The sequence below is a fragment of the Sphingobacterium sp. MYb388 genome, from assembly GCF_037479535.1.
GTDB classification, from domain to species: Bacteria; Bacteroidota; Bacteroidia; order Sphingobacteriales; family Sphingobacteriaceae; genus Sphingobacterium; species Sphingobacterium anhuiense.
In genome coordinates this window covers 960,376-985,189 of sequence record NZ_JBBGYV010000002.1, presented here as the reverse complement: position 1 = coordinate 985,189, position 24,814 = coordinate 960,376, and the positions used below count along the sequence as shown (strand labels likewise).

Genomic DNA, 24,814 nt, shown 5'->3' with positions numbered 1-24,814 from the left:
GCCCGTTAAAATAAAAAAAATGCGAAGTTTTTACGCTCCGCATTTTCCTACAAACTAAATCACCAAACTAGTTTTTCTGCGACACATCCGATCGTTCCTTCTTTACCATTCGATTGACTGATCTTCGTCAGGAATCTCGGTGTTCAATCGCCGTTGTAAAATCAATGACCCCGTAACCTTATATTTAATAGCAACATTTGGAACCATCGTATAGTCGGTAAATTGATAGTCAATATTATTGATAGCAATGTAGCGGTGCAGTAGATAAGGCCTTACCGCATCCATCTGCTCTGAAATAGTATAACTGGCATCTTTATTCACTTTGAAATTCATGTTGGCATTATCAGCACGAAAGCTGACCCCACCAGTTTCATTAAAAGTTGCATAAATTTTATATTTACCACGATCTTGTCGTTCTTCATCTATGTTTCCTGCATAAAAGAAAATCGTATTTTCATCAACGACATAACTCCGAATTTCACTTTTAACAATAGGAGTTTCGTTTTCATATCCCTCCATATTTGTTTTCAAAGCTGTACCGCTATAGGTTCCCGAGTAATTGTTAAAAGGATAGATACGCAATAGAGCTTTACGATAATGTTTTCGAGGATTAGCTTTGTATCCATTGGACGCATCGTCCAAGATCGTTAATGGGAGAACCCACTTATCGACCATGTCAATATTTTTAAGCGTGAAATCTATTGGCATTAAAGCAGTGCTTTCACCAGCTTTTATATGAACTGCTGGAATCATTGAAAAGTATTGACTCATAAGCTCCCGGTAATAAAAATCTTCCCTGTTTTGAAAACGTTCATAATTCAACACCTTCAATGTATCGGGATCCACACGAACTTGAACAGTCATATTTTTATCATTGATAGTCGATCCGCTAACGATCATAGGTAGCATGAAAGTCGTTTTCTGATCTCCTTTATACCGCACATAGATATTAGAAACACCCTCAATTGTCAAAGGTGCTTTAAATGACACAAAATTTTCAAATTGTTCATCTTTCCATTCATCATTGCAGCCGCTAAATAAGAACAGCAAAGAGAGTAACAAGAGTTGTATATATCTTTTTTTCATTGGACAATTTATTTTTATAAGTGTAAATTATAAAGGGCATACAAGAGTTTAGTAACACTCTTTTTTTTTAAAGGCATTTATTTTAAGTACTATATTATTTACGATCTAAAAGCATGCATCAACTAATTTTACAATATTCCATCACTGTGTTATACCGCTTAGCTCATATGCATAAGCATCACATATCTTTAATCATTGTAAGTCCATCCTGGATTTTGAGTCAATCTCTTATTACGTTTAAGCTCACTATGACTGATCGGCCAAAACCACATTTTATCCGCAAAGGTCGTTTTAAGTGTCCATATGGCTACTGGTCTATGAAAGAGATCTCGCTCCTTAACATTCATCAAAATATTACACCCATAAACTGGTAAAGCCTCCTCAACAGGCGCATCCATCCAACGACGTAAATCATAGTAACGCTGTCCCTCTCCCATCAATTCTATAAAACGTTCTCGTTTCAAAGTTTTTCTTAATTCCACTTTGCTAGTATACACCTGAGCAGGATAGTCTGGTACACCAGCACGAATACGAACCGGATGAGTACCACGCTGTATCTCTTTAATATCGCGACTGATCGCATAAGTTGTACCGCGCCACGAAGGAATATTATAGGAACCACTTAATTCATTTAATGCCTCGGCATAGACCAATAAAATATCAGCATAACGAATGGCAGGTTCAGCTTTTGAAATAACGCGTGACGCACTCCCCCCCTCATAAGTGTCACTTGGATGAACAAATTTTTTCACTCCAAAACCCGTACGAAGCCAGTATGCATTGGATGAGTTGAAGCCATTACCCTTTGTATCATCGCGGTAATAAAACACTTGCTGATTGCGATTGCGTTCCAAGGTCTCATTCAGTAAAGTCCAGAAGCTACCATTATAAGCAACAGAAGCATAAAACCGAGGCTCTCGATTGGCATATTGCAAAGAAACACCTTCTCTCAATGGCCTATATTTACCTTTGCTATAATCATCAGCTGATACATAACCACTTAACCGGTTTGTTCCATTTCCACGTCCGATCTCACTATCTTTACCTGGAATATCTTTTCCGTCATTCATATAATATGCATCGACGAGCTTCTGTGTAAGACCATGCGTATTCCATCCGGTTGCAGAACGAGGCAACTGATGGATAACCATATCTGCTACGCTTTCACCATCTTGATTATTACCTCTAGTGAAAATAAGTTCCGGATTTCCTGAGGCTTGCAAAGTACCGTCAAACACTTGCGCATAGGATTTGGCAGGATCAATATTTGCCCAACCTTCCGGCCAGTTCTTTCCTGAAAAATTATTATCATTTGGCGGAACTACAGTTGCATCATCACCAGTTTCTTGGATTGGAACCCAATACAGCCGATATACGCCTAATTCAATCACATCTCGCGCAGCGGCTGCAGCCAGAGCCCATTTCTCATCTTGATAATCTACTGAAAGCAACCGCTTACCGACATCATCGACCAATCTCACTGAAAAGCTTGACGTATTTCCGTTGGCTAATGGACTTGCCGCATACAGCAATACTTTAGCACGTGTGGCCAATGCGGCACCGCAACTAGGGCGAGCAGAACCATCTTGACCACGATTCATACCTAGCTTTTCCATTTCTTTAGCCGCCAATAATAGCTCATCAGCAATAAATTTAGCACACTCCTCATAGGTGCTGCGTGCTGTAGCAATGTCATCATAACTTTGTGTATAATCAATTCCTTCATCAGGTAACAATGGAATCGGACCGTATTTCCGCAAGAGTAACCAATAGAGGTAAGCTCTACCAAAACGAGCTTGCCCGCGATAATCTTCGATCTCAGCAGCAGTCATTTCTGTATTCATATACACATGATGAATAAAAGTAGTGGCATTGCGAATGCCCCGATAACACTGCGTCCAGCTACCTTGCTTATCATTTTCAGTATAAATCCCCATTTTGAACATATTATAGGATAGTTCGGTCTTTGAAGGATCAAAATCACGATCCCGATCACCATAATACATATCATCTGCAAAATTATGGGGCGTGAGCCCCTTGCTGGCAACGTCAACATTCTCTCCTTTAAACTCTTGGAAAACATGTGCTAACCACTCCTCTGTATATACTTTACTCTTAAAGACTTTTTCAATCGTGATCCGATCCTTAAAATATTGATCAGATTCCAGATAATTCTTTTTACAGGAGGAAATAAAAGTTGTGCACAGCACAAATAATAGCATGAAATATATCTTCTTTTGCATTTTTATTCAATTTATAGATTAACATTAATGCCTAACGTAAATGATTTCGGAAGCGGATAGTCTTCACCCCTAGGGCTCGCGAGTTCAGGATCCCAAAGCTTAAATTTTGACCAGGTCAACAAGTTACTTCCAACAAGAAAAATTCGAATGTTATTAGTCTTGATTCGATTAGCTAATGACTTAGGAATAGAGTAACCGATATCCAGCGTTTTAAGACGAAGATATTGACCATTTCTAAGCCAGTAGGTAGATTCTCTAAAATTGTTAGCGTTATAGCCATAACTTAAACGTGGATAGGAAGCATTTGGGTTTTCAGTCGCTGGATCTCCTGAAATATCCTCAGAAACCCAACGGTTATCGCCCATTACGCCTTTCATAACTTGCCCCCACTCGCCCTCACTGAATGCGTGCACAGTTTTTCCATAGGTGGAGAAAGTAGATTTTCCCGCTCCTTGAAAATGGACATTTAGATCAATCGCTTTCCAACTGATCGAAGCACCGATACCATAAATCAAATTTGGTCTTCTGGTAGCACCAATAGGTACACGGTCACCATCATCAATCACTCCATCACCATTAATATCTTTATATTTCAAGTCTCCAGGTTGATAATTTCCGAAAGTTTGATTCGGACTGTTGCGGATGTCATCATAATCTTTGAAGAGACCTAAAGCAACTAATCCTTTAGCCTGATCAACACGGAAACCGCGTTCATTCTGATAACCGTACACATTATTCTCTTCATCTTTTTCTAAAATGATATTCTTACTATAGGTAATATTACTTCTTGCAGTGATATTGAAAGCCCCTAACGTTTGCTTATATTCAAATCGACCATCGAAACCCCGTGACTGCACCGCGCCTACATTGGCACGAGGCGTACTTTCAAGTCCAACGATCGCAGGTAAAAATCTGCGTTCCATATATATACCTGTACGCTCCTCATTGAAGAAATCAAGATTAGCAACAATCTTATCTTTAAAAAGTGAAATATCGAATCCTAGATTTTGTTTCGTTGCCATCTCCCAGGTCACATATGGAGACGCTACTTGCGCATATTTCATTCCTTGATAGTACCTATTGAAACCATAATCGGCCCATTGGTAACCCCCATCTGGTATCCTGTTACCTGCACCATCTAAAGCAAAACTTCCGTCACTATTCCTTCGCCAGATTTCTTCGATCGTATATAAATAAGGAAACCTTTCCTGATTATTACCTACTTTTAATTGATCATTACCGACGCGACCCCATGAATACCGGATCTTAAACATATTGACCCAATCCAAGTTTTCCTTGATAAAGGATTCCTCTGATACGTTCCAGGCTGCAGAAACTGCTGGAAAAAAACCATACTGCTGTCCAATAGCGAAATTTTCGGAACCGGTGTAACCAAAATTAAAATCGGTAATGTATCTATTTTTCCAATTATAGGTTACCCGTCCTGCGAGTGCTTGATTTCTTCTCGATATACCATTCTTAATATCATCACCAATGTTTACGGTTTTTACTAAGGCGTCACGCGTAAAACGGATTACCCCACCTATATTATGATCGCCAATGCTTCGATCATAATTGAACATTAAATCCAGAAATTCACGTCTTTCTCCCTCAGCTCCACTCATTTGAAACATTTCACTGGGATTGGATACATGCGTAAAAATCAGATTTCCATTTTCATCGCGCGCACGTTCAGCACGCCATTGCTCAGGCCATTTACGACGGGATATATTACTTTTATTGTTGGTATCAAAACCGACGATTCCCCTAGCCCGAAGTCCTTTAGTAATGAAATCGAAATTTTGTTCTATAGATACATTTGTCTGGATACTATTGGTCCAATTCTCATTAAAGCCCGTCTGCGTAGCTACTACCCAGGGATTAGTCTGATTCCCTGTACCGATCGCAGGTACGTAACCATTCGAATACATAACAGGTGTACGGATGGGCGAATACCCAAAGAGTACCCCCCAGAAATCATCATCCCCCATTCCTGGGCTGTTTCGTTTATCTAACGATCCTGCAACACCAATTTTAGCTACCGTAGTTTTTGTGATATTAAAATCAGTATTCAAACGATAATTCCAACGTTTGTAATTTGCATTGGTATTATAATCATTACGTAATGTTTCATCGATCTTATACATCCCACCTTCTTCAACATAACTCCCTGAAGCAAAATAGCGCGCTGTGGGGCCACCGCCACTCATATTCAGATTGGCTCTATAGGTCATCGCACCATCTTTGAGTAACAGATCTTGCCAATCTACATTTGGATATAAATCTGGATCCAGTCCTAATCTCAAAATTTCTAATTCTTCAGGTTGATAAATGGGTGCCTGATTACGCGTGATCCGCGATTCGTTTAAGAGATTAGCGTAAGTAACTCCATCTTCAAATTGAGGAGTTATCGTTCGGGTATTATAAATTGTTTCATCTTTAAAATTGATATTAATTTTACCCTCCTTACCTCGTTTAGTCGTAATGAGAATAACTCCATTTGCACCTCTAGAACCATATATTGCAGTAACTGCAGCATCTTTGAGCACGGAGAAGGATTCAATGTCTTCAATATTGATATCGTTGATATTACGTTCAATATTATCAACCAAAACGAGTGCACCTGTGCCACCACCAAAAGTTGAAATACCGCGAATCCAGAATTCAGAAATATTTTTACCCGGTTGTCCAGATTGCATCATGGCCATCACACCCGGTACATTTCCTGCTAATGCATTGGATAAGCTCGAAGTTGGATTGGATTTCAAGTCATTGACATTTACACTGCTTACAGCTCCTGTAGAAGTCAATTGCTTTTGGGCACCAGTTCCTGTGATTACAACTTCATCCAGAACACTTGTTTCTGATTTTTCCAATGCCATATTTATAACAAAGACATCTTTAATCAGCAGGTCTTGTTTAATATATCCGATATAAGAAAATGTTAATCTTTTATAGCGTTCTACTTTGATTTTATACCGACCATTATTATCGGTAACCGTACCTAATCCAGGTGAATCGGTTACAAAAATACTAACCCCTACTAAAGGTTGTTTTTGGGCGTCCGTGACGACACCAGTTACTTCGACGATCTCTTGAGCCAAAAGACTACAGGTGAAGCCGAACAGCAACATGCATATTATTAAGAATTTTTTCATCATTAAAACCACTGATTATTCGTTAATACTTTGATCCATTTCTTCAAGTGCGATTTTACGGATACGGCGATTTGATTGATCTCCTATATAAAATGCACCTTCTGTTTCACTGTAAGCGATACCAGAAGGTCTGTCAAAACGTGCTTCCTGTCTCAGGTCTCCATCTACATAGCCATATGGATTAGCATTGATACTGGAACTGCCCCTTCCTGCAAAAGTCGTCACACTCCCATCGGGTTTCAAGATACGGATAGCATGATTCTGCTGATCTGTGAAATAAAAATCGTATTCATCTGTCTTACCATCAGCGACGTATTTCGGATTTTTAACAAAGACTCCCTGATAAGGATTTCGCAGTCTTGCAGAAGAACCTACCGCATCCTCATAACCAGCTCCTCTAAGTTGACCACAAACCAAATACGGTTGATTAAACTGTTTCTTTTCCCAATTATAATCGACACGAAGGATATAGTGCTGGTTAATGACAACAATGTATGCGTAGTTTCCCGTAGGATGAATCAAAATCTTATATTCCCATTGCGGATCATGCACGACAAATAATTGTTCGTAGCCTTTAACATCAAGACCTTCATTAAAATATTTATTCAGATCGAAACGAAAAAATTGTCCTTTCTCATAACTATTAAAATACATCTCCCCATTAATAGGATGAACAGAGGCACCATTACACTGCCTATAGGTGGTCAGCACCTCCCTATCCTGCCACTGTCTATCACGCGATAATCGATAAGTTGCTCGATCATTTTCTCCGCCGCGGTCTTCTGCGATAATCATATATTTATGATCAACCGTGAAATCAATACTACGGGGACGGTCAAAATCAGAACGTTTTTTTGTTACGGTACTATCTGCAAAATTGATCAAGTAAAGTCCATTGTTATTATCGAATGTCATCCAGAGATGCTTCGGATTCACAGGATCAAATTTCATAAAAGAAGGCTCCCAGAATCCACTTGCCATTTTACTTTGGTCTGCATCCTTAAATTTTCCGTCCCTCCACGGTTCATCCCCCCGCGAGTTTCGGTATCCTATAATGGTAGATACAACCATTTTGCGCTGGTAGTCAAAAGGTTTTGCAGATTTACCAATAGTTTGTTTATTTGGATCTCCGACCCGCACTTCAATGTCCCCATTAAACGCTTGCCTTGGGACCAAGCAGTATAGTGATTCTCCGACGGCACTAATGACTTTTGCTTGCTTTCCTCCAATAAGCACATTTATCTTTGTGGGATCATTTCCAAAATTTTGTCCATAGATAACAAGGCGCTGCCCCATACCTCCCGCTTTTGGACTAAAATCAGATACAACCACAGGTTTAGCTGGATCAAAAGGCAACGCCTCAGTGACATTTTTAATATCATCCTTACAGCCCCCCAATCCAAAAATAAGTACAAGAAATGTCCATAGCATATTGCTTAGGAGACACCTATTGCTGTTAATAAACTGTTTAGTTATCATAAAATATAATTTGGTTAAAATTTATTCTCAGTATTTAAAGTATTATCATCGATACAAATAACATAAGTGAATAATATCACCACAGCTAAATGGTATTAGCTTTTTAAATTAAAAAAAGGACCTCAATACGGTCTCCACTTTTTAACGATATATAAACTGCTACATTTTTAATTTACTTCTTGTAATTTAGATCTTTTAAAAAACCAGGTGAAGACATTTATAACTGCTATACCAGTATAGAACTATATGATAATGGTCAAAAAAATAGTAGCTATAATTTTATAAAAATCGCTATTTCCCTAACCTCAGAATACATGTGGTTTCAAATAAAGTCTCTAATTATATTAGAAGGTTTAATGCTATAATTGATTAATCAAAATTAATCAATACAAAAAACATGACACTACCAATTCATCTCAACAGTCTGCTAATTAGTATCATAAATAAACAAAACGACATGTTGAATATATTTTCAAACAAGATTTCCGAGGATAAAAACTTGGTTAAAAAAAAGAATAAATGAATAAAGACCATCCAAAGGAAGTAAGTTTATCGATTTTTACACAAAAAAGAATTCTATAAAAGGCAGTAAAGAATAGCTTCTCGTACATGAGAATATATACATCAGATAAACACAAAACCGCTCTTTAACGGTCTCAAAAGAGCAGTTGAAATTGTGAGTATGTACGAAACAAAATGGGTAGATTTATCAATTGCGAGTTCGTCTTAATCTGCATCCATCACCTGGTCAAAACAACTCATTACTTCAGTAAAATTGAATTTATCAAATTTTACCAAAAAGTGTAATTATTAATTTTAAAATTAACTCAACTGATCTTCAAGTGAATATAACGAGACAAAAAACTAGATATGAAAGGAGCTTAACAGCTAGTGATTGTTAAGTGCTAGTATTACGAACTCTATAGATTAAAAATTTAGATAGTGCTGTCGACTATTGTACTGCTCTAAAAAATGGTGCTTCCTTAGTTAAATGGCTACTGGTATTATTTTCTACTATAGGCCAGTCGGCGACCCATTTAATTTGATCTAAGAGCAGAACGCGTCTGTTACCTCCTGAAGATACACGGCTTTGCTTTGGGTTTATTCCATGATACAGCATCCAATCAATGCCATTCTCATCGGTCATGATACGAGAATTATGCCCTGTACCTACAAAGTTGTCATTACCCTCTAGCAACAGCGTGCCAGCACCCCTCATTTTCAAATCTCGCCCCTCTCTATCAAAATATGGGCCTTGCAATACTTTTGCACGCCCCACCATAATATGATAAGTACTCTTGGCTCCTTCACAGCAAGAACCCTTTGAACCAAATAAATAATAATACCCTCTACGTTTATGAATCATAACAGCTTCAAAATCTCCTGCGGCCACTTTAAACTTTTTCTGTAAACTGGAAATAGCTAATCCATTATCTGTCAACGGTATTCCATATGTACCTTGCGTATCAGCATCACTAAAACTTCCCCAGAACAGATAATTAATGCCTTTATCGGAGAAGAAATGGGGATCTATAGAATTGGGAACTTGAATTTCTTGACTATCGAATAATTTACCTTGATCTAAAAATGGACCAATAGGTTGATCTGCAACCGCGACACCTATTCCTGGATTGGAATCTCCCCAAGTGGAAAATGCATAGTACAGCAAATATTTGTTCTTTAGCTTGATAACATCAGGTGCCCAGATTCCTCCAGCCATTTTCCATGATGGCTTCTGTTGAAAGGCTGTCCCTATCCATTTCCAATGAACAAGGTCTTTAGATTGTAATATAGATACGAGACGTTCTCCGTGTTCATCTCCCCAATTATCAGCAGTACCATACGCATAGAAATAGGCTGACTTCGGATCTTTAAGTACTGTTGGATCCGCAAGTATGGGCTCAAATACTGGATTCAAATACGTGTTAGATCCAGTAGTAGCATCACTGCCACCGGTCAGATTGCTCTTCCGCAATCCTAAACTACTACACGAAATCGAAAAATAAACAGTACATATAAGTACTAAAAAACGACCGGTTACATTTAATTGATACATGATAAATGAATAATATGTCCGTAGGTTGAGCCTGCATTAAAAAAAGGGCCTTGTTGCATACAGGTATACACAAGGCCCTACAAACCAACCTATCTAAATCTACTTTACTTTTTCCATTTTTTCTGACAGCATTTTGATAAAATAACCACCTACTACAGATCTAGCTTTAAAACCTGAGCGTTTAGGTTTATCTGTATAGATCCAATCTGACATGGGTACACGATCTACTGTCTCATTCATAAAACGATATACTGGGCTAATGAATTTTTCAAAGGTTTCTTTGTCATCGGCCATTGTTGCAGTCCAAGAAATCCAATCAGTTTTTGTATACTGTTGACGGTTATCCAATGGAAGACCATAAATGTTCTGCTTTGTGAGATAGTATTTGATCTCAGTTGTACGAATATCTTCATCAAAAATTTTCATTTTTAATATTTTGTCCCAGACCATGTTGTATTTTTGACTCCACGTACCAGATTGATCAAAGGTAAGTTTATAATGATCACCGTCTTGTGCCATTGTCTTCCATTTCTTAGCCATTGATTTTGCTTGATTGAAATACTTATCAGCGGTTTGCTGATCACCCATCATCTCCGCTAAATAACCATAAGAAGCAATTCCTAAAATCGCTTTAATCGATAAGTTGGCATTATGAGCAAAATGCCCTGCAAAGTCATCTGTACATAACTGATTTTCTGGATCAAGTCCTTTCTCTACCAAATAATCTACCCAGGTAGATAAGACTTTCCAATGTTTCTTTGCATAAGCAGCATTGCCTTCTGCTTTAGCAATAGCATAAGTTAATATTAACATATTGCCAGACTCTTCTACTGGCATATCTCCGCCATAGGTTTGCCCATTTGCTATCGGATAGGTACCCACGTCATGTGCCGCAAAAGGTTTTGTCCACTTATTGCTTTCACTGTAATAGAAAATAAAATTCATAAGACCTTTTGCCAGTTCAGGATTATAGTATAGAAATAATGGTGCTGAGGGATAAGTAATATCGACGGTGCCAATAGATCCATTGCTATCATTTTCCTTCGATAACAAAAGTAAATCACCATTTGGTGCTTTTACCAATTTATGTGCAGCTATCGCTTGACGATACGCAAGTGCGCATAATGCTGCATATTCTTTACCACCAGCCTTGATCGCGCTTTGCATCAATTGGGCATCAAATTGATCTGAGGCTTTTATTAATTTGCTATATTCTTTATTTGCTAAATCAAATTGCTTTTCAATGGTACTTTGGCCATCTCTATTCCAATAAGGACGTAAGTTTTCGTTAAAATACTGAATCGCATATAAATCGTCGTAACCTAAAAGTATCTTATCACTATATTTGGACGTTACGGAGAATGACTGACGCAGGGCCAGTTGCTTCCCTGAAACAGAGCTTTGAATAACGTGATTTGATTTTAAGAATTGTTTCCTTAAATCATGGCTATCACCAATCATTGCTTTGGTATTTTTTTGATCTCCAGCCATATAAAAATATCCCCAATCAATACGCAAGTCATCACCTTTATTACCCAGTATCTGTTGATTCTTACTTCCTGTTTTTACGTATTGTAAGGATCCATTTTTAAATTCACTACTTTCAGATTCTTGTAATGGCGAATTTAATGCCCAGTTTGGAGATGCTTCAAGATAGAATTCGATTTGATGTTTTTTACCATCTTTTGATTCAACTTGATAAGATAAATAATTGACAGGTCGTGTCAGTAAATCCAAATTATCCAAAAACATAGGAGCAGTAAAACTTACTTTCACTTTTACCGGCCCACAGTCAAAAACATAATGAGTTTGTGTTGCTTGCACATCAACGCTTTCTTGCTTTGCTTCCTGATCAAAATGATTACTCCCCTCTCTTTCTAAAAATAAGCCAAAATCAAAAAAGCCATTTGCAACTCTGTTGTGGCAGTAACCTCCAATGATATTTTTCCCTTTCCGAAGGGTTTTAACAACTTCATCTGAGAGTTTGACGCGATTATTTTTACCGGTTCTATTTCCGGTATTAACGACTTCTATTCCATTAACATATAAAATTGCATCATCATCATGGGTAAATTCAATATAAACAGACTGTCCCGCTAAATCTTTTTCTAAGTTGATAATCCTTCTAACCCATATCTTAGGCTCTTGCCAATCTGTTTTCGCATGAGATTCTTTATCTTTTGTACCAAATGGCGCAATCCCTGTTTTCCAGTTCGCTTCATCAAATGCCAAGGTATTCCATCCGGCAGAAGGTTCCTTCTCTGTGTATGGCGCTTTCCAGTGATCATCTTCTCCCATTCGTGCGATAGGTTCTAATTCTATTTCCTCTTTACCTAAAAAACGATAGGCTTTACCATCTACTTTTATGACGCCAAGCAACGGAAAAGTTTTTCCGGTCCAATGCCGCACAACATCACCATAAAGTTCATCACTATACGACCACGCACTGGTATTGGGGTCAATGGTGACTAGAGGAAAAGCAGGTGCGCGCAAATTATTTTTGACTGGATTATGTTGCGCCGACGAAAAAAGCGATTGACACAACAGAACAGCTATAGCGACATATTTTAATTTCATTATGAATATATTGATGGATTACTTAAATAAATTTTCAATTTATTATCTTCATGAATCAGGTTACTCCACTTGCACAAAAGTAGAGCAACCTAATACACACTAACGTTTAATTAAAAACTCAAATAAAGGTTTGTGAATTGCCTTCAGTTCACTTTCAGGCATTTTTATTACTTTTCGATCGTAGGTCATTAGTCCATTTGTTTCAACTTCCACATCTGTGGTTTGCGTATAAACTGCCGCTGATAATCCCATTGGAATCAAACGGTTTAGATCATGAATAAGTCTTTTATAACGATCCAATAACTCCGTTTTATTTTTAAAACTTTGATAACCCCAGTTGTCTTTTTGTTGCCAAGAATGCCCCTCAACCGGTAAGCCTAAACCTCCAAATTCACCTAATGCTAAAACCTGATTTGCACCAAATAAAGAAGGATCAGGCATAGCAGCATCTGGATAATTATGAATGTCAAGAATATGTCCAGTTTCCATGAAATTCCCTCCACTGGCACTGTTCACTAAACGAGATGGATCATTTGCAATTGTCCATTCTGTAATTTCCTTAGTTTTAAACTGTCCCCAAGCCTCATTGAAAGGCACCCAGATGACGATGCTTGGGAAATTATGCAAAACTTCCATTATCGCCTTCCATTCTTTACGATAATACTGTTCTGATATTGCCGAACGCGTCTTGTCACGATCACCTCCTGAAATTTTTCCGGGTTGCATATCCCAATTATTTCCACCAAGATCACCGCTTGGCATATCTTGCCAAACTAACATACCGATACTATCGCAATGACGGTACCAACGTGCAGGTTCAACCTTAATATGTTTCCTGATCATGTTGAAACCCATTTCCTTAGTTTTGATCACATCAAATTTCAACGCTTCATCTGAAGGAGCTGTATGCAGACCATCGGGCCACCAGCCTTGATCCAATGGACCATACTGAAATGTAAACTTATTATTAAGCATTAATCGTTGAATACCATCTTTATCTTGCTGCATCGATATCTTACGCATCGCAAAATAACTTTTAGCCTGATCAATTACTTTACCCTTACGTAACAATTGAATTTCCAGATCGTACAATTTAGGATTAGAAGGAGACCACTCCTCTGCATTTGGAACAGCAATCTTAAAAGCCACATTTGGCTCACCTAATTGCTCCTGCAGAATACGACTGCCATCCACAGCTTTCACCTTGATCTGATCGCCAGGCTGACCTCCGGATACCAAAGCTTCAAAGGTTAAGCTTCCCTCATCCAATTGCGGAGTTTGCTTAGTACTTACAATATGACTTTGAGAAACGCTCTCTAGCCAAACTGTTTGCCATATACCTGTCACAGGTGTATACCAGATTCCATTAGGATGCTTTACTTGTTTACCGCGTGGCTGTGGCCCATCATCGGTAGGATCCCATACCCGAATAGCAATATCCTGCTTCGATCCCTTTTTAAGAAATTTTGAGATATCCATCGTAAAGGGATCGAATCCCCCTTCGTGCCTACCGACCAGTTGGTTATTGATAAATACATCACATTGCCAATCTACGGCACCGAAATGAAGTAAAATCTTATTTTTTTGAACTGCTTTATCTAAAGTAATGCTATTACTATACCACAACGCTTTATCTTTTCCCACTTCTTTCCCTACGCCAGACAAAGATGATTCAACAGCAAATGGTACCAAAATATTACCTTCCCATTGCGTTGGAATAGCCTGAGCATCGACAGGTGTAATGGCATATTTCCAAAGTCCATTCAAATTTTGCCAATTGTTCGATCGGACGAGCTGTGGTCTCGGATATTCTGGATGTGGCTTTTCAACATTTACTTGTTCCCCCCAAGAAGTTAAAATATGCGAACCTGCGGGCTTCCAATCTTGAGCAAAGTTCATCTGTATGGTCATTAATAAACCTGCAAACAATAAAGTTCTCTTCATAATAAAAAAACGTATAATCATTAATATCTATATCACTATATTTAAAGATGGGACGACTACAAACCATGAACTTAGGCTCCCATCAAAATCAATTCAATTCTTATTTTGTAATCTCAATATTTTCCACACGAACCTAAAATGCTGTGATCAGTATCATTCTCTTTTAACCCCAAAACGATCATATTTTCTAAGATTAAACCATAATTCCTCGAAATAATTATTGAATGATTATTAGGTCGTTGTGCTTAATTACTGGTTACTCAAATTTATGATTTAACAAGCTACTTTAACTTGCTAATTTTCTCAAAAATGTGCGCATTTGTATCATTTAATTAAGCTTAGCAAAGGATTCTAAATTATTATTAAAGAAAAGCCCATTACCTAAATAAGAAATGGGCTTGATTATATTTGGATAATATGAAAATAACAATTACAGAACTGAGAATCGATATAGTGATTTAGTTTTATAGATCTGACCAGGAACTAATACGGTTGTTGGAAAATTCGGTTGATTAGGGGAATCTGGATAATGTTGTGGTTCTAAACAAAATGCAGTTCTAAAAGAGTCTTTTTTACCATTTTTCAATTGGACCTTTTCACTCATAAAATTACCACTGTAAAATTGAATCCCCGGTTCCTGCGTCAAGATATCCAGGACAATTCCGGATTGATCACCCACAATATGAGCAGCTTTATACCAATCACCTTCTCTTTTTTTATTTAAGACAAAATTATGATCATATCCCTTACCATAAGACAGTTGACGATCATTAGCATCAATATCTTTACCAATTGCCTTAGCGGTCGTGAAATCAAAAGCTGATCCGCCTACTTTCTCAAGTTTTCCAGTTGGAATCAATGTACTATCAACAGGCGTGAATTCATCGGCAAATAACTGAAGCTGGTGATTCAATATTGAACCACTACCTTCTCCGTTTAAATTAAAATAAGCATGATTTGTTAGATTTACAACCGTTTTTTTATCCGATTGCGCCTCATATCCAATTGTTAGTTCATTTTGGTCATTTAAACCATATGTAACTTCCATCGCAATATTTCCTGGAAAACCTTCAGCTCTATCTGGCAAGGTATATGCAAATGTAATCGATGAATCGCTCTTCATTTTCAAGGTCCAATTGGCAAAATGAACGCCATTAAACCCACCGTGTAGTGTATTGACACCATTATTAATAGGTAGTTGGTAAGTTTGTCCATCAAGTTGAAACATTCCCTTTGCTATACGGTTTCCAAAAGGACCGACAATCGTTCCAAAATAGGGCTCTGCCGGGTTGTTGTAATCGGTAGCTTTTGTAAATCCCAAAACCACATCCCTTAAATTACCTTGTTTATCCGGAACCCACAAACCAACTATGCGTGCACCAAAATTTGTAAAGTATGCATGCACACCCCGTTTATTTTTCAATTCAAATAACTGGACATCATGATCATTTATTTTAGCATCAAATGCAGCGCTATCCATATAGGAAATCATTCCAGATTGATCCTTATTTTCTGTGACATTCTTTTGCTGACATCCTAATCCAACGACAAGGATACTAACAATACCCATACACTCCATTTTTCTTTTCATTTTTAATTTATTTTAGGTCCCTTATAAAGGTTCATAATTTTGATCATATTGATCAACTTAAGCGATTTAGTTGACAGATAAATGAAATAATTGAACTTAAAAGTTACGATTTACTTTTTAATTTTTTATCTTCAACCTTACAAGTACTAAAATCCTAAATTTAGAAAATATTGATTAGCAGAATTGTTTCATAATACTGCTCTTTTGTATCAATTACCAATTAGACATGATAAAAATTAAATTGTTGCTTCTTTATTTTGCTTATCTTTTATTTTCTGCTCATATCCATGCACAACCTTATTATTTTAACCATTATCAAATAAATGAAGGACTTTCTAACAACGCAGTTATCTGCAGTATGCAAGATAGCTACGGATTTCTATGGTTTGGTACCAAAGATGGATTGAATCGCTTTGATGGAAATTCTTTCAAACACTTTACAAGTAAAGAAGATCATCGAAGTTTAGGAAGTAATTCTATTATATCTTTAAAAGAAGACTATCAAAAAAAAATGTGGATCGGTACAGATCAAGGGATCTACTCTTATGATCCCATTCATGAAAATTTTGAAATATTAGATGAGAAATTTAGAAGCACAGAAGTTCCTGTTATTACGACAGATGGAAAGCACAACCTATGGTTTATATCCAATGGAATGCTTTACCTGCACAACCTTACAAATAAAGTAACAAGACAACTTACAAAATCAAATCTGTACATCACATCACTATGCAGCACAAAATCCGGAAAACTCTATTTTGGAACTCCAGAGGGTATTATTTACCTCGTTAACGAAAAGTATCAGATTACTCCATTTCTTGATTTCACAAAATCATTTGAAAAAAAAGATTGGTATAGCATTGAAAAAATAGTAGAAACAAAGCAGGGACAACTCCTAATTGGGACTTCCAAAGCGGGTGTATTCTCTTACGAAAAGAGCACTGGAACACTTACTTCCATTCTTGGTCAAAAACAGTTGAAACAATTTTTATATGTAAGGGATATTCTTCAACCGAATGACCATGAATATTGGTTTGCAACAGAATCTGGCTTGTTTGTTTATCAAATCACCACTAAAAGTTTTCTCCATTTACGTAAGGAGAATCATAATAAATGGGGTATTTCCGACGATGCAATTTACAACATATTACAAGACAAAGATCAGGGCATCTGGTTAGGTACTTATTTTGGTGGACTAAATTACTATCATGCACATAACAGCATCATCGAAAAAATTTTACCGGGCGACCAACCAACAAACCTACAAGGATCGGTTGTAAGGGCCATTAAAAAAGACAAAGAAGGTAATATTTGGATGGGTACCGAGAACGGCGGAATATCAAAATGGAACCTCTCAACCAATAAGATCCAAAGTTTTACGAGTCAAAATAGCTCATTAGCTAATAATAATATTCATGGATTACTAGCCATTAAAGACAAATTACTAGTCGGTGCTTTTGTAAATGGACTCGATATATTCGATTTAAAACGTTTACAGGTGACACAACATTTGGATAGAAATAGTTATCATAATTCAGAACTTGAAAGTAATTTCATATTCCACCTCTATCAAACAAAAAAAGGTGATATTTTAGCCGCTTCTACACGAGGATTGTACCGCTTTAATTTGGATACCAAACAATTTTTCTTAATAAAAAATGTACCGGCTTATATTTTTTACACCTGTATATTAGAGGACTTCCGGGGTAATTTGTGGATTGGTACGTGGCGTGATGGTTTAATTTGTTACAATCCAGAGACCAATTATTTTAAACATTATAAGCAGCAGACACATGATCAACATGCGCTACCCAATAATCGAATTAACAGTTTATTTGAAGATTCAAAAAAAAGATTGTGGATTGCAACTGAAGGAGGAATGGTAAAAAAAGAATTTGAAAATAACAGCTTTAGCTCTATAAGTATAAAAGACGGAATGCCCAGCAACGTTATTCTCTCTTTTTTAGAAGACAAAGAAAATAATATCTGGGTGGCTACTTCCAAAGGTCTTGTTAGGTATAACCCCGTCAACCACAAAATACGGACATTCAATATGGAATCGGGTTTACCAACATTACAGTTCAATTACAACTCTTCCTTTGATGATAACAACAATAATTTCTACTTTGGGACTATCAATGGTTTGATCCGATTTAAGCCAGAACAATTAAATCAAATCAAATACAATGCAAAAACACCTATTTTTATTACAGATTTAACTGTCAATAATCGAGAAGTGAGTCAAACTGATGAATCAACCATTCTCAAAAAATCAATTCTCTTTACCGAAAGTATTAAACTTAAGCACGATGAATCCTCATTTAGCTTAGATTTTGCTGCATTACATTATCAAGCTCCTCATTCTGTACGCTATAGTTATAAAATGTTAGGAATAGATGAAAAATGGAACCCTATCAATGGTATCCCCCGCGCATACTTTACCAAACTGGCGCCAGGAAATTACACATTCATAATTAAAGCTGAAGATCCAAATGGCACTGCGATTCCACAAATCAAGACCTTGAAAATAGAAGTATTACCGCCAATATGGGCAAGTCTTCCTGCATATCTTATCTATGGATTTATTATTATCGGGCTTATCGCATTTATAATTCATCATTTTAATGAAGCAATAAAACAGCGGAATCGTCAACATATCTTAACAATCCAAAACTTAAGAGATCAAGATTTATACCGTTCAAAAATCAATTTTTATACTGATGTTGCTCATGAAATCCGAACTCCGTTAACATTAATAAAGGCCCCTTTAGAAAAATTGATGGATAGAGTCGAACGCAGTCCGGCAGTAGATAAATTACTGCTAACGATGGAAAACAATACCAATAAACTTATTGAATTAAGCAATCAATTACTGGATTTCAGAAAGGTAGAAGCCGAAGGGTTTAAATTAAACTTTGCTCCGCATAACATAAGCCATATTTTACAAGAAATTATCAATAATTTTGCCATAACCTTAATTGCTCAAAATCGTGTTTTAACACTAGATATCAGTCAGAGCATTATCGCTTTAATAGATCTGGACGCTTTCGAAAAAATCTGTTATAATCTGCTTAATAATGCATTAAAATATGCTGATCATCGAATAGAAATAACATTAAAAACTGATGAAAACACAAAAACATGTGTATTGATCATAAAGAACGACGGGGCAATAATTCCGCCAACAGAACAGCAAAATATTTTTGAACCTTTTAATCGCTTAAAAAGAAGCAAAAGTATTTCAGGTAGTGGATTAGGTTTAGCCCTTACTAGATCATTGACCTTAAAACATCAAGGGACATTAATATATGAAGTAGACGAATCCTCCTTCAACGTATTTAAACTCATACTTCCTCTAAATCAAAGCTCACTATCATCATGAAAAATGCAAAAGCCAATATCCTCTTAATCGACGATCATCAAGAATTACTTGAATTTATTGCAGATGATCTCTGTGAAGAATATCATGTTCAAACCTGCAACAATGGTATAGAAGCATTGAAATTGATGGAATCGGATAATTTTGATTTAATTATTAGCGATGTCATGATGCCGGAAATGGATGGCTACGAATTGTGCCAACATATTAAAGAAAATATGGCATCCTCCCATATTCCGGTAATTTTACTTACGGCGAAAAATAGTATTGAATCTAAAATCCAAGGCTTAGAATTTGGCGCTGATGCTTATATTGAAAAACCATTTTCACCGGCATTTTTAAGAGCACAAATTGCCAGTCTTTTAAAAAACAGATTAAAAGTAAAAGCTTTTTTTGTTAGTAACCCTTTATCACAGATACAGAGCATTGGGCAAAATCAAAGCGATCAAGAATTTCTTCAAAAAGTGGATGAAATTATTCAGAATCATTTAGATGATCCGAAATTCAATGTTGACCGTATGGCTGATATTTTGTGTATGAGCCGACCAACACTCTATCGAAAAATTAATGTTGTTTCGAGCCTATCTCCTAATGAATTGATTAACCTGACCCGGTTGCGAAAAGCCGCAGAATTACTAGCACAACGAAAATTCAAAATCTATGAAATATCCAACTTACTAGGCTATAGCTCGGCCACGCATTTTTCACGGAACTTTCAAAAACAATTTGGAGTAAGCCCTTCTGAATTTTTAGAACAACAAAAACTACACTCCTAAAATAACTAAAAGACCCCATGCTAAATACATGAGGTCTTTAAAATCAATCTTTAATTTTTGGCTAAAATCACAACCTGCTATTTAGGTTTATTTCGATTTGTCTAATTCGTATTGCGATAAAATAGCATATTGCGCGGCATATGTAAACATGAACATACCTTCCAGATTATTTTTATTTTGATCGGTTTCCCATCCCTTTAATAAATCTGTTGGTAAAAACCCATCCTTCAAGAAATGGTCATATCCATAATCAAGATTCTTTTGAAAAGACTCCATGTAACTTCCTACTTTTCTATAATTAGGATAAATATTAAAGAATCCCCGAAGTAGGATACCGTTAAACCAATTGTTGAATCCGGAGGATTCGTAAGTGTAATATGCCGGAATCTGCTTTCCCAATTTTGCAAAATACTCGAAACTAGCATGAGATAATGACTGTGCATCTTCCCTATATTTTTTTGATTTTGTTACGCGATATAGATCTGCAGCTCCAGAAATCATCGTCCCGCTATTATAGGAAAATGAGGGACCTACAGCAGTTTTCAAAAATGTATTAGCACGGTATCTCGTTCCATGGACAGTTTCATATGCGATAGTACAATCTGGGGAACAATCTCCCATCATATCTGTATAGACACCTTGATTGTTTAAAAGATAACGTTTTTGCCAATCGTAAACTTTTTGTGCAAAATTCAAATAATAATCACCTTTATTGATCATTTTGGAACGGCGTGATTGTTTATCTTTTTTATCGACATAGCGATGCTCGATCTGATCAGATTTATGCTTATAGATTTCGTGCAGCCATACCAATGGGCTAACCATTGGACCGTTGCTACAAGCATGCTTGGTCACATAACCTGGGCCCCAGGGAATACCGCCATGCTCTTTATTTCTGTCATCTAGTGTACTATCCCAACCATCAAGAACATAGGCCGTCAAATACTCAGCCTTTTCTAAAAAGACTTGATCATTCGTTAGGTGATAGGCGTCTAATAATTCACGTACAAGCCACATTTGGTCATCGTAAACATTCAGTATCCCAATAACATTCGCTTTCCCCTTTTCTCGAACACGGTCTACAGCATAGACTGCCCACTCTTTTTCTTGTGTAAAGGAAGTCAGCGTAAAAGTGCCTAGATAATAATCAGCATTATTAAATAGTTTCTTTAACAAATCGACATAACGCTTATAATGTTGATTAAACAATAATACATTGCCATTTTCCTTTTGAAGTTTAAGACTTGTTAAAATTGCATTAACAGCTTCTATCGAAGCTGTATACATCCAAACACTCCCCCTTTCAGAAGATAGTTCTTTGGTATCCGGGTTGTAAAATCTAGCCATGGTCATCTCATCACCTGAAAAATAGGTGGCAATGGATTTATCAACAAGCTGAATGGAACGCACTAAATTCTGATTTTGTAGATCTAAAACAATCTTACCATCCCTGCCATTTCGAATCGTGGCATGGGTAGGCGTTAAAAAACAAAACTGTACAAACAGTAATAGTGGAATAGCATGAATAAAAATGCTTTGTAGCTTTCTTAAAAATTTCATAAGAAGAATCTGGTTTATAATTAGTCAGAATTTTGCCCATGATTAAGGCATTAAATTCTGGAACAAGATAAGTAGAGTCGATTAATTTTAGGGTTAAAAAGGGGTTAATAGGCAAAAATAAAACAATAACCCGGTTTTATTTTAATACTATTGCGTGTTAAAAATCAGAAAACATGTAACAACGTCTTTATTTCATTTGATTAATTTTTTGTATACTTTTAAGGTATTAAGATGTTGAAAAATTAGTTACTAACCATTAAATCATCTACGAAGGTTTATACGCTCGCCTTTTAAAGGGAATGATGCGTCCATACTTCTGGATTTAAGTTTTTGATTGCCCTGTATGAAATTCTATTATATATATTTTGCTATTTACTTATTCCTGCCGACGCTATCCTTTTCACAAGGACTTAAATTTAACGGAGGTCATCACGCAATCGATAAACGTACTTCTTATGAAGTTTTTGGAGAAAACACAATTTCATTTGAAGGACTATTTGATATTGACTTTCAACTTGCAATCTATGGCACCAACTCACTGGGGAATATCCTTAGAGTTCAAAACAAGGAAAATAATACCATCTATAACCTGTTTTATGACGAAGAAAAAGATCAGTGCATCTTCAGACTAAATGAAGAAGGAAAAAGTAGTTTGATCATAGCCAAGATAGATCGTCGATTATTGGACAACAACAGCTGGTTTCCGGTTAAATTAACCTTTAATCTAACACAAGGAATTTTTAAACTTCAAATAAAAAACAAAGTTTTCGCATCCAAAAAAATTAAGCTCCCTAACCCCTATTTTCCAATCATTACTTTCGGAAAAAGTGATTACCTGATCGATGTCCCAAATATGGGAATTAAAAACCTATCCATTGGAAATAAAAACACCAAATATGTGTTCCCCTTGAGGGAAAATGAAGGTAATATCGTTCATGATTTTGAAGGAAATAACTATGGTTTAGTAAGCAATCCCGAATGGTTGATCAATGATTCTTACAGATGGCAATTAGTACAGACCTTCAATTCGTCAATTCAAGCAGGCTCTAATTACAATGAAAGCAGAAAAGAAATTTATTATTTCAATCGCGATTCTATATTTATTCATAATATCAAAACGAATGACACTCGGAAAGTTGCTTTTCAAAAAAAATGCCCTGTCGATCTGATCCAAGCAAGCAATTTTCTCGATGTAAAAGCAAATAAGCTTTATGTTTATGAATTGTATCATAATTATCCCTATGAGGGCCCCACCGTCGCCAGTCTTAATCTAGATAGTTTTACATGGACTATTGAAAGCTATGATCGTGTCCAAAAGGAACTGCATCACCATGGATTCTTTTTTGATCAACAAGCAAAGCAATACTACATCTTCGGAGGATATGGAAACATGTCCTATAGTGACAAATTCTATCAATATACCGTTGATTCTACCAAATGGCAAAAACTTGAAGATTTTACCGGAGATAAGCTCTTCCCACGATATTTTCTATCTGCGGGCTATATGGAAAACAATCGTACAGCATATATTTTTGGAGGAATGGGAAATGAGTCTGGAGAGCACATTGTTGGAAGAAAATACTATTATGATCTACACAAAATTAACTTAGATACTAAAAAGGTGACAAAAATGTGGGATATTCAATGGAAAGATAAGCATGTGGTACCTGCACGCGGTATTGTATTCCCAGATCAGTCACACTTTTATGCCTTATGTTATCCCGAGCATCTCACCCGATCAGCAATCAAGCTTTATCGGTTTTCAATCCAAGATGGAAGCTATGAAATATTAGGTGATTCTGTAGCCATATATTCGGACAAGATTTCAACACGGGCACAGCTTTATTATGACCATCAACTTGGACGTCTACTCGCTTTAGTACAAGAGTCAAATGATGATGTTAAGTCAACATTAAAAATCTATTCCCTAAACTCCCCTCCTATCTCAGAAACAGAATTAAGCAATTATCCAAAAAAAAATAATAAAATTAAATATCTGATTTTTGTATTATTCGGAGGAACTGTTGCAATAGGAGCTTACATCATGCTCAAAAGGATCTCTAATAAAAAAACAGGGCGACATATGATCTTACCAGTACCTGCAGGTGTAGCTGATAGCAATAAAGAACATTTGTTGATCAAGACTAAAAAATTAGCACCCATCGATAAATTAAAACCAAGTAATAACGAACCCGCTGTCTGGAAAAATAACTTACGAGCCAATGCAATCTATTTATTTGGAGAATTTACGGTATTAGATCGCAATCAAAAAGATATATCCCATTTATTTAGTACACGACTGAAACAAGTTTTTTGTTTGATTTTAACCCACGCAGGTGAAGCCGGGATTTCATCAGCATTATTAAGTCATCTGGTATGGCCAGACAAATCTGAAGATAAAGTCAAAAATTCAAGAGGCGTTACAATCAACCATTTAAGAAAAGCATTAAGTGAATTGGATGGGATAGAATTACGCTATGAGAAAGGGCGTTTTAAAATTGAACAACATGCCGATTTCTATTGCGACTATACGAGATGTATGAAACTCACTTCGTCTATTAACAACACTGAAAACAGAGATGAGTTAATTCATCTATTACGAAGGGGAAAGTTCTTACAGGGTACCAATCAACCTATTTTCGACTCAACTAAGGCTGATCTAGAGAAAAATATAACACCTCTTTTAATCACTGAAATCTATCAATGTATGGAGAAACATGCCTATAACGATAGCATAGCATTGGCTGAAGTTATTTTTCTATTTGACCCTCTCAATGAAAATGCGTTATTTATCGAAATTAAAGCAATGATTGCTTTAAACATGCTCCAAGAAGCTCGCATACGTTTTCAAAACTTTGCTAGCGAATACAGGAAAATCATGGGGGAAGACCTCCCTTTCAACTTTGAAGATATAGCCTAATTTACATCTTAAGGGTTTAAACCTCCAATCAAATGGACCTTATCA

Annotated in this window: 12 protein-coding genes; 3 read left to right on the top strand and 9 right to left on the bottom strand. The window is 36.5% G+C overall.

What is annotated here, in order from left to right:
* Positions 1–102: 102 nt before the first annotated feature.
* From WH188_RS09875 to WH188_RS09840, 8 genes are all read right to left on the bottom strand, one after another.
* Positions 103–1,086 carry a DUF4973 domain-containing protein gene (locus WH188_RS09875; RefSeq protein ID WP_132770142.1) on the bottom strand — a complete coding sequence of 328 codons (984 nt, stop codon included), beginning with the start codon at positions 1,084–1,086 and terminating at the stop codon, positions 103–105.
* Positions 1,087–1,274: 188 nt separating this feature from the next.
* Complete coding sequence (locus WH188_RS09870; RefSeq protein ID WP_168127438.1) at positions 1,275–3,329, bottom strand: RagB/SusD family nutrient uptake outer membrane protein; 2,055 nt, start codon at positions 3,327–3,329, stop codon at positions 1,275–1,277.
* An 11-nt stretch (positions 3,330–3,340) separates the two neighbouring features.
* A complete protein-coding gene (locus WH188_RS09865; RefSeq protein WP_237682804.1) occupies positions 3,341–6,490 on the bottom strand; it encodes a SusC/RagA family TonB-linked outer membrane protein in 3,150 nt (1,049 codons plus the stop codon).
* A 12-nt stretch (positions 6,491–6,502) separates the two neighbouring features.
* On the bottom strand, positions 6,503–7,966 hold the full coding sequence (locus WH188_RS09860; protein WP_206368482.1) for an IPT/TIG domain-containing protein: 1,464 nt from the start codon (positions 7,964–7,966) through the stop codon (positions 6,503–6,505).
* Positions 7,967–8,918: 952 nt separating this feature from the next.
* Positions 8,919–10,022 carry a family 43 glycosylhydrolase gene (locus tag WH188_RS09855; RefSeq protein ID WP_168127437.1) on the bottom strand — a complete coding sequence of 368 codons (1,104 nt, stop codon included), beginning with the start codon at positions 10,020–10,022 and terminating at the stop codon, positions 8,919–8,921.
* A gap of 99 nt (positions 10,023–10,121) precedes the next feature.
* Positions 10,122–12,599 carry a glutaminase family protein gene (locus WH188_RS09850; RefSeq protein ID WP_339423895.1) on the bottom strand — a complete coding sequence of 826 codons (2,478 nt, stop codon included), beginning with the start codon at positions 12,597–12,599 and terminating at the stop codon, positions 10,122–10,124.
* A gap of 99 nt (positions 12,600–12,698) precedes the next feature.
* On the bottom strand, positions 12,699–14,543 hold the full coding sequence (locus WH188_RS09845; protein ID WP_132770150.1) for a glycoside hydrolase family 2 protein: 1,845 nt from the start codon (positions 14,541–14,543) through the stop codon (positions 12,699–12,701).
* A 430-nt stretch (positions 14,544–14,973) separates the two neighbouring features.
* On the bottom strand, positions 14,974–16,134 hold the full coding sequence (locus WH188_RS09840; RefSeq protein ID WP_168127435.1) for an aldose epimerase family protein: 1,161 nt from the start codon (positions 16,132–16,134) through the stop codon (positions 14,974–14,976).
* A gap of 226 nt (positions 16,135–16,360) precedes the next feature.
* On the opposite strand from WH188_RS09840, the gene WH188_RS09835 reads away from it, so the two are divergent.
* Together WH188_RS09835 and WH188_RS09830 are read left to right on the top strand one after the other, a co-directional pair.
* Positions 16,361–19,516, top strand: a complete 3,156-nt coding sequence (locus WH188_RS09835; RefSeq protein ID WP_168127434.1) for a ligand-binding sensor domain-containing protein — start codon at positions 16,361–16,363, stop codon at positions 19,514–19,516.
* The gene (locus WH188_RS09830; RefSeq protein ID WP_206368480.1) at positions 19,513–20,289 is read left to right on the top strand and encodes a response regulator transcription factor; all 777 of its coding nucleotides are present in this window, start codon (positions 19,513–19,515) and stop codon (positions 20,287–20,289) included. Before WH188_RS09835 ends, WH188_RS09830 begins: the two co-directional genes overlap by 4 nt.
* An 87-nt stretch (positions 20,290–20,376) precedes the next feature.
* Here WH188_RS09830 and WH188_RS09825 read toward each other — a convergent pair whose 3' ends face one another.
* Complete coding sequence (locus WH188_RS09825) at positions 20,377–21,849, bottom strand: glycoside hydrolase family 76 protein (protein ID WP_168127433.1); 1,473 nt, start codon at positions 21,847–21,849, stop codon at positions 20,377–20,379.
* A gap of 343 nt (positions 21,850–22,192) precedes the next feature.
* Between WH188_RS09825 and WH188_RS09820 the strand changes: the two genes are divergently transcribed.
* Positions 22,193–24,769, top strand: coding sequence for a Kelch repeat-containing protein (locus tag WH188_RS09820; protein WP_168127432.1), 2,577 nt, complete (start codon positions 22,193–22,195; stop codon positions 24,767–24,769).
* Positions 24,770–24,814 lie beyond the last annotated feature (45 nt).